This is a genomic window from Rhodococcus sp. AQ5-07, from assembly GCF_009707305.1.
GTDB lineage: Bacteria > Actinomycetota > Actinomycetes > Mycobacteriales > Mycobacteriaceae > Rhodococcus_F > Rhodococcus_F erythropolis.
Map to the genome: position 1 here is coordinate 206,653 of NZ_CP046100.1, position 7,831 is coordinate 214,483.

Here is a 7,831-nt window from a genome sequence, read left to right on the forward strand (position 1 = left end):
GAAGATGGGCAGGCGTCGACCGGTAACGTACCTCTCGGTCGGATGCTGATCGGTGGCCGTCAGGTCATCGGTGAGGGGGAGGCCCTACATTCGAGCGACCCGGTCACCGGTAAAGACCTGGAGCCCGCATACCACTCGGCATCTGCTGCTCAGGTGGCGTACGCGTGTGCCTTGGCTGCCGACGCGTACACCGTCTATCGAGATCTCGCCGCGGAGCAGCGCGCGATCTTTCTCGAGTGCATAGCCGATGAACTCGACCAAGCGCGTGACGAACTGGTCGACCGCGCTCACACCGAAACTGCACTTGCCCGGCCGCGCCTCGAGAGTGAGGTCGGCCGTACCAGCGGTCAGTTGCGTCTGTTCGCCACGGAGCTGCGCACAGGCCTGTGGCAGGGGGCGCGTGTCGACCCCGCGATCCCGGAGCGCGCCCCGGTCCCTCGCCCGGACATCCGTCAGCGAAGGATCGGCGTCGGTCCGGTCGCCGTATTCGGTGCAAGCAACTTCCCGTTGGCCTTCTCCACTGCCGGCGGTGACACGGCATCCGCGCTTGCCGCAGGCTGTCCGGTCATCGTGAAGGCGCACCCGGCTCATCTCGGCACAGCCGAGATCGCCGGACGGGCCGTCGCGAGGGCAGCCGCGGCCACGTCGATGCCACGTGGCGTGTTCGCGCAGTTGGTCGGTGGGATCGACGTGGGGCAGAGCCTCGTCGGCGATCCACGCATCTGCGCAGTAGGTTTCACCGGTTCACGGCACGGAGGCCTGGCGCTGGCCGCGACCGCTGCGTCCCGCCGAAGACCGATCCCTGTCTACGCGGAGATGAGCAGTATCAATCCCGTCGTCATCATGCCGGACGCGCTGAGAACCCATGGTGCGCGCCTTGCATCCGAGTTCGCCGCCTCACTTACCCTGGGCGCCGGACAGTTCTGCACCAACCCGGGACTCGTCCTTGCCCTCGACGGCCCCGGCTTCGACGAATTCGTCGACACCGCATGCGAAGTCATCAACGGTTCGTCCGGTGCCACGATGCTCACCACCGGGATTGCCAACACCTATCGGGCCGGCGGCGGCGAACTCGCAGCGCACGACGGCGTGACCGAACTGGCCGTAGGCAGCGCGCCCGACACCGCGGCCGGTGCCGCTGCCAGACTTCTGCGCGTGGACGCCGCGGATTTCGTCGCGAACCCCGAATTGCAGGCCGAGGTCTTCGGCGCGACGTCACTCCTGGTGGTGTGCGCCGACCTCGACGAACTGCGCTCGACGTTGCAGTCGCTGGAAGGGCAATTGACGGCGACCGTTCACGCAGAGCCCGGCGATCACGAAGCGGTCGCCACCTTGCTTCCTACGCTGGAGAACCTGGTCGGCCGTATCGTTTTCAACGGCTGGCCCACCGGCGTCGAGGTCGGCCACGCCATGGTCCACGGTGGTCCTTTCCCTGCTACCACCGACGCCCGCACCACCTCTGTCGGCAGCGCCGCCATCGAGAGGTTTCTCCGCCCGGTCGCGTACCAGGACATGCCCGGCGACCTGCTGCCCCTCGACCTCGCCGATCCGGCACCGGACGGTGTTCGTCGCCGCGTCAACGGGATGCTCACAGACCCCGCCCCTTCAGGCAAGGAACAACAGCCATGACCGTTCCCGAACTCAAGTCCAGGCACGGCGCCACTCCCGTCGTCGCGGCGCCGAGCGAGCAGGCACACGCCACCCGACGACCCCTGGTGCGCCGCGACTCGTTGGTTAGCGCCGCCAAGGCCGTCGTCGGAATCGTTGGGCTCCTCGCTCTCTGGCAGATCGCAGTGTGGGTGTTCCGTCCCGCCGAGTACATTCTCGTCGGACCCCTCGCGGCCTTCGACGAGTTGTTCACGCGACCGGAATACTTTGCCTCCAACGCCTGGGTCACTATCGGTGAAGCACTCGCCGGATTCGTAGGCGGTACTCTGCTCGGTGTGCTCTGCGGCGCACTACTGCACTATTGGCCGACTCTGCGCACCTTTCTCTACCCCGCGCTGGTCGCTATCGATACGATCCCGAAAGTGGCTCTGGCCCCGCTGTTCATCGTATGGTTCGGATTCGGTTTCGAGTCGAAGGCCTTCGTAGCCATGGCAATCGCGTTCTTTCCATTGGTCATCAACACCTTCGACGGACTGGGTTCGGTGCCGCACGAGCTCAAGGAACTGGCCCGGATCAACAAGGCATCGACGTGGAAGCGGCTCTCCAAGATCGAGTTCATCTATGCCCTTCCATCCATCTTCTCCGGAGCCAAGATTTCGATCTCACTCGCCGTCGGCGGTGCCGTAGTCGGCGAGTTCATCGCTGGATCGAAGGGACTCGGCTACGTGATCATGCTCGCCAACAGCCAGGTCGACCTGGCGTCGATGTTCGCCGCCTTCCTCGTCCTCGCCGCGATCGCACTCGTGCTGTTCTTCATCGTCGACTTCGCCGGCAAGAAGCTCATGCCGTGGAAGTCGCACGCGAAGTGACCCGGGAGACTGTCATGAAACGAACAAAGAGGTGGAGCCTTGCACTCGCGGTGGCGCTCGTACTCCCGATCACCGCGGCGTGTGGGTCGTCGAACTCCGAGAACGCGATGACCGTCATGGTCGACGTCGGTTATCTGCCGAAGCACGCCCCGTTCTTCGCCGGCGTGGACCGGGGATTCTTCGCAGAGGAGGGACTCGATGTGACAATCATGCCGGGTTCCGGCTCCGGCAACACCGTTACGGCCGTGGACACCGGGAAGGTCGATGCCGGTTGGGCCGACTTCGGCGTCACCGTACTCAGTCAGGGTCGCGGCGCGGCCGTCAAACAGGTCAATCTGCTACAGGCCCGGTCCGCATACGCCGTCGTGGGTATGTCGGACGGGTCGATCCAGGGCTGGGACGATCTCAAAGGCAAGACCGTGGCCACCGAGGGAGCCGGTGCGATGACGGCGATGTGGCCGTACGCGCTGAGCCGGCTCGGCCTGTCCGACAGCGATGTCAAGGTCGTTCACGCGGCCAGCAGCGCCAAGCTTCCCGGGCTGCTCGCCGGGCAGTGGGATGCCAACCTGGCCCTGTCGGTGTCGGACGGGCCGGCGATCCACGCGATCGGCAAGGAACCGGTGATTCTGAACTGGTCGGACATCGGTATCGACGTCTACGGCAACGGCATCGTGTTCTCCGACAAGCAGCTGGCCGAAAAGCCGGAACGCGTCAAGCGATTCAACCGGGCAATACAGCGGGCTTACCTGTGGTCGTGCGAGAACCCGCAGGAGGCAGCCGAATCATTCCACAAGAACGTGCAGGGATACGAGACCGAGACCGTGGTCCTTGCGCTCGCCGAGCAGTGCGGCCTGAACTGGCGCCTCGGCCGGGAGAACGAAGCTTTCGGGCTCATGACCGACGAGGGCGTTCAGGAGATGATCGACGTGGCAAGCAAATTCTTGGGCCTCGATCCATCTGTGGAGATGACTCCCGAGCGGGTGTACAGCAACGACTACCTCAGCGGGGTGCCGTCCGACAACATTCAGGCACCCAGCGTGCCCTGAACCCACCGACGAAACAGGCCAATCATGAACAGCCACAACGCTATTTCCGTCAACAATGTCGGCGTGACCTTTCGCTCCCGCGACGGGGACACCAACCCCGTCCTGAAAGGCGTGAACTTCGACGTCGAACATGGACAGTTCGTGTCGATCGTCGGCCAATCCGGCAGCGGCAAGACAACACTGCTCAAGACGATTTCGGGACTGCAACCGCCCACCGAGGGGGAGGTCCTCATCAAGGGCAGCCCCATCGCCCAGGGGGTCGAGGAGATCGGAATGGTCTTCCAAGGCCCGGTCCTGCTTCCGTGGCGGAACAACCTCGACAATGTGCTGCTGCCATTGGAGTTCCGTGGCACGCGAGACAAGAAGGCCGTGGCGTACGCCAAAGAGTTGCTCGCGATGGTCGGGCTCGAGGGCAAGGCGAAGCGCTACTCCTACGAGCTGTCCGGAGGTATGCAGCAACGCGTCGCCATCTGCCGCGCACTGGTCTCCGATCCGGAACTGCTCCTCATGGACGAGCCGTTCGGCGCACTCGACGCCATGACTCGCGACAGTATGAACTTCGAGATCCAGAGGATCTGGCAGCAGGCCGGCTGCAGCGTCCTGTTCGTCACCCACAGCATCTCCGAAGCCGTATGGCTGGGTGACCGCGTGATCGTGGTGGGAGGGCGACCCGGGCATATCGTCGCCGACATCACCATCGACATTCCTCGCCCACGCGCCAAGGAGCACCGGTACTCACCCGAATTCGCCGAATACGTCAGCGAAGTCGAGTCACACATCGGGGTCACGGCCGGGATCAGCTGACCGCCGGCGCACATCGACCCATCCCCCCATATCGACGAAAGGACCGCAATGTTGCGCCTCTCCGCAGACCAGTCCGCCCTCGCGACCGAGTACGGCCTCTACCCGCAGCAGAGTTTGTTGTTCTCCGCCATCCGACGCGACTCCCATCCGCTGGTCTCGCCGTTGATCGCATCGCATGACGGATCCGACCCGGTGCTGCTGGTACGTCAGCAAGAACAGGGCAACGTGCTCTCCGCCGGCGTGCCTGCCGAGCGCATCCGCTTCTACGCACCCTGGGTCACCCTCGATCCGCGTCCCGTGGCCGATGTCGAAGTCGCCTCCTCGTTGACGGCGCTGGTGTCCGACCTCAGTGACGATGGAGCCGTGACCCTAGCCGCAGATGTGGTCTACGCCCACCAGCTCGCCCTGTCGACGACGTTGTCGGTCACCACCGAGAAGGCCGCTTCACAGCCTGTGCGTGTCCGCCGGATCCCGGTCGCCGAGATCGTCGACCGCTTCGTCGGATGGCGTCGGCACGGCGCCGAGGTGGCCACGAAGCTGATCTCCGGGATCGAGCACCTGAAGGGGCTCGAGGCCGAGTTCGGGGCACCCGACACCCGGTTCGCGCGACTGGGCACCATCGCCGCAGAGAACCGGCTCGACGCGATGCTCGTCACCGCGCCGCCGAACTTCTCCGAGATCACAGGCCGCGCATCTACGGAACAAGCTTTCGCGCTGTGGATTCCGGGCGCCGAACACGTTCTTATCATCACCCCCGCCGACGCCGACGCCGACCACCACGGCACCCCGGTGGGGGAGCATTCCTCTTTGGGTGAGGCGGTCGCTGAGCTCGCACTCGGTCCCCGTGTCGGTGTGGAAGAGGAGTTCATCTCGGTCGGCACTGCCCGAGAGTTCACCGATCGGGGTCTCGAGCTCGTACCGTCGTCGATGGAACTCGGCCACTGGCGCGATGTTCGCGACAACGAGGACCTGCCGTTTCAGGTGATCGCAGCGCGCGCCAGTGTCCACGCCATCGAAGATGCCCTAGAATGGGCGTCGAAAGAAATCGAGTCGGGAGCGGAATTCACCGAGCGCGACATCTATGCCCGGTATCTCGAATTTCTCGCGAAGTTCTTGAGTGACAAAGAGATTCCGTTCGAGGTGAAGCCCTACTTCACCAATCTGCACTCGTCCAACCGCATGCTCTTCCCCGGCCCGCCGGTCGATTATCCGATCAGCGACGAGACTACGTGCATCCAGCTCGATGCCGGTGTTGCGGTATCCGTCGACGGCGTCGTGGTGGCCACCTCGGACATGGCGCGTTCGCTTCCGCGGACTGCTGCGGCCATGGAAGCCTACGAGTTTTTCTTCACCGTCGTACGGGAAGGCATCATCGGGCAGCTACGTCCGGGAGTCGTCTGCGAGGACGTCCACGAGGGCACTATGCGGTTCCTGGCCCCGCACCTGCGCCGCATGATCGAAATCGGGATGCTCGGTGAGCACACCGATTTCGACACGATCTACCGCCGTCGCAACGTCGGACACTTGATGGGTAAGCAGGAGTCGTTCGCCAACGAGCTTCGCCCGGGATACAAGCATGCCCTCGATATCGGGTCCTTCGGGGCAGCGGAGATCCCTTGGCGCTACAACGACGCCGCGATCGGCACGGAGGACCTCTGGTACATCGGCGCCGACCGTACCTACATCCTCTCCCAGCGTTGAGGAGGCAGAAACCGATGACCGACATCAACATCGAGAGTCCACACGCCCGGCTGGCCCGTCGCAATCTCGTTCTGCCGAAACCAGGCGCACCCGCCTACTCCTACGAGGCATTCACCCGGCACCGCGACACCCTTTACCTGTCCGGCCAGATATCGCGGGCTGCGGACAGCCGCGTCCTCAGTGGCCGGGTCGGCGTCGATGCCGGCGTCGACGAGGCAGCGGCAGCCGCCGAGATCGCCGCACTGAACCTGCTGGCCCGCCTGGACCAAGCGGTAGGACTCGATCGCGTACGCCAGTTACTGAAACTCAACGTGTGGGTCGCCAGTGGCGTCGACTTCACCGATCAACCGGCCGTCGCCGAGGCCGCGTCGACAATTCTGCGCGATGTCCTCGGCGACGCCGGGAGACATGCTCGGACCGCGCTGCCTGCGCATGTCCTGCCCAAGAACGCTTTGGTCGAACTCGACGCCGTGGTCGCCGTCGAGGAATGACCCGGAGATCGTCCGTTGCAGCTGACCGGACGAGCCCGAGCGCCGGCATCGTCGACCCTGCTGGGGGCATACGATGTCGGCGCTTTTCTCCGGTCCAGCACATGTCTGCCTACCATCGACCACATCGAACACCGTCTGGACGTGCCGGGGCTGTTACGTTGACTCGACCGCTGTACTATTCGACTTCCTCTTTCGGACTGTCCTGTTTGACGATCCGTCGGTTCGCGCGGTGATCGCAACACCACTGATCAGAGGTGCTGCGCATGGACAACTATTCTCACCGGATGGTTCCGGAGGTCTTCGAAACGTTCTGGTCGGGTATCGCCGTTGCCGGTCCCGGCTTGACGGCAGTCAACGGTGCGTGGCGTTGGTCATCATTTCGGCGACCAGATCGAGGTCGCCAGTCGTGTGTCGTGTCCGCCTGCACGTCGCGGTCGCGGCTTGACCTGCCTAGGAAGAAAGGACGAGGACCGAATGCATTTCACTTTTCTACGACGGTGCGGCGGAGCGCACAGCGGAGTACCCGACCTTGGAGGAAGCCTTTCGGAGTATCGAATTGGGGCAGGTGGATCGCACGCTTTGGAGCATTTAATACATGGATCGGGAGGGGGGAATTCAGGTCTACCGATTCCCCACGAACCGCGACGACAGCAATGAAAAATGAACCCGCAGAGGTGAATACAACAAACCAGACCGGGGCGTAGCGCCCCTCGGCGCAGTGTGGCTCGTCCCACCACACTGGCAACGGGTTCCGTTGCCCGAAGGAGTGGGAACTCTTGGACCGTTGGTCGACGGCCACGGGAGGATGAGTCGCCGGGTCTTTCAGGTCTGATTGTTCTTTGCGGGTGGCGCGGTGTTGCCGCCGCGTACGAGCAGCTTTCCGTGCGCGGGTGTTGCCCGCATGCCGGTGTTGCAGACGTATCAGACCAGCAGCGGTGCCTGCCGCGACGATTGCCCAGGCGAGGGCGGAAATCCACGCCATTTGTGTCAGGCTCACGGTGATGCCGACGACGGCGATGAGCAGGATGGCCCACAAGAACGTGGCGCTGAAGCTGGCGATTGGTTTCACGGGAGCTCGGCCATGACGGTTCTGGCGGATCCCCGAAGGAATCGACGGCCGTGTCATGGCCGAACTGGCAAGTGCGCGTTTTGACGCATGGTCTTCAGGTGATGTGCCGACTCCAGAAGTTGTCGTTCGCCCAGCCGTCCGGGATTCCCATTCCGGCTAGGTTCATCTGCGGACGGGTGTGGAGTAGTCCGTGGAGCCGCTGCGCCCAGCTGCTGCGTGGGGACACGGAGTCGAGTACGGATT

The 7,831-nt window shown here is 63.9% G+C and carries 8 protein-coding genes; 6 read left to right on the forward strand and 2 right to left on the reverse strand.

The genetic code is table 11. The annotated features are described in order from the left end of the window. Nucleotides 1-42 precede the first annotated feature (42 nt). The 6 genes from GJB56_RS30245 to GJB56_RS30270 are packed head-to-tail and all read left to right on the forward strand — an operon-like array spanning nucleotide 43 to nucleotide 6,519. Nucleotides 43-1,629, forward strand: coding sequence for an aldehyde dehydrogenase (NADP(+)) (locus GJB56_RS30245; RefSeq protein ID WP_240190422.1), 1,587 nt, complete (start codon nucleotides 43-45; stop codon nucleotides 1,627-1,629). After that, nucleotides 1,626-2,477, forward strand: coding sequence for an ABC transporter permease (locus GJB56_RS30250; RefSeq protein WP_230091239.1), 852 nt, complete (start codon nucleotides 1,626-1,628; stop codon nucleotides 2,475-2,477). The genes GJB56_RS30245 and GJB56_RS30250 overlap by 4 nt, the downstream gene beginning before the upstream one ends. A gap of 14 nt (nucleotides 2,478-2,491) precedes the next feature. After that, nucleotides 2,492-3,523, forward strand: a complete 1,032-nt coding sequence (locus GJB56_RS30255; protein ID WP_113683996.1) for an ABC transporter substrate-binding protein — start codon at nucleotides 2,492-2,494, stop codon at nucleotides 3,521-3,523. Between the two features lie 24 nt (nucleotides 3,524-3,547). Then, entirely contained in the window at nucleotides 3,548-4,327 is a 780-nt protein-coding gene (locus GJB56_RS30260) for an ABC transporter ATP-binding protein (protein WP_113683775.1), read from the forward strand. A gap of 48 nt (nucleotides 4,328-4,375) precedes the next feature. Continuing rightward, nucleotides 4,376-6,028, forward strand: coding sequence for an aminopeptidase P family N-terminal domain-containing protein (locus tag GJB56_RS30265; protein WP_113683774.1), 1,653 nt, complete (start codon nucleotides 4,376-4,378; stop codon nucleotides 6,026-6,028). Between the two features lie 14 nt (nucleotides 6,029-6,042). Then, nucleotides 6,043-6,519, forward strand: coding sequence for a RidA family protein (locus tag GJB56_RS30270; protein WP_113683773.1), 477 nt, complete (start codon nucleotides 6,043-6,045; stop codon nucleotides 6,517-6,519). A gap of 481 nt (nucleotides 6,520-7,000) precedes the next feature. Here the strand turns inward: GJB56_RS30270 and GJB56_RS31520 are convergent, their stop codons facing one another. After that, complete coding sequence (locus GJB56_RS31520) at nucleotides 7,001-7,588, reverse strand: hypothetical protein (RefSeq protein ID WP_195849641.1); 588 nt, start codon at nucleotides 7,586-7,588, stop codon at nucleotides 7,001-7,003. A gap of 94 nt (nucleotides 7,589-7,682) precedes the next feature. Continuing rightward, complete coding sequence (locus tag GJB56_RS31965; RefSeq protein ID WP_268248334.1) at nucleotides 7,683-7,814, reverse strand: hypothetical protein; 132 nt, start codon at nucleotides 7,812-7,814, stop codon at nucleotides 7,683-7,685. Nucleotides 7,815-7,831: the final 17 nt, after the last annotated feature.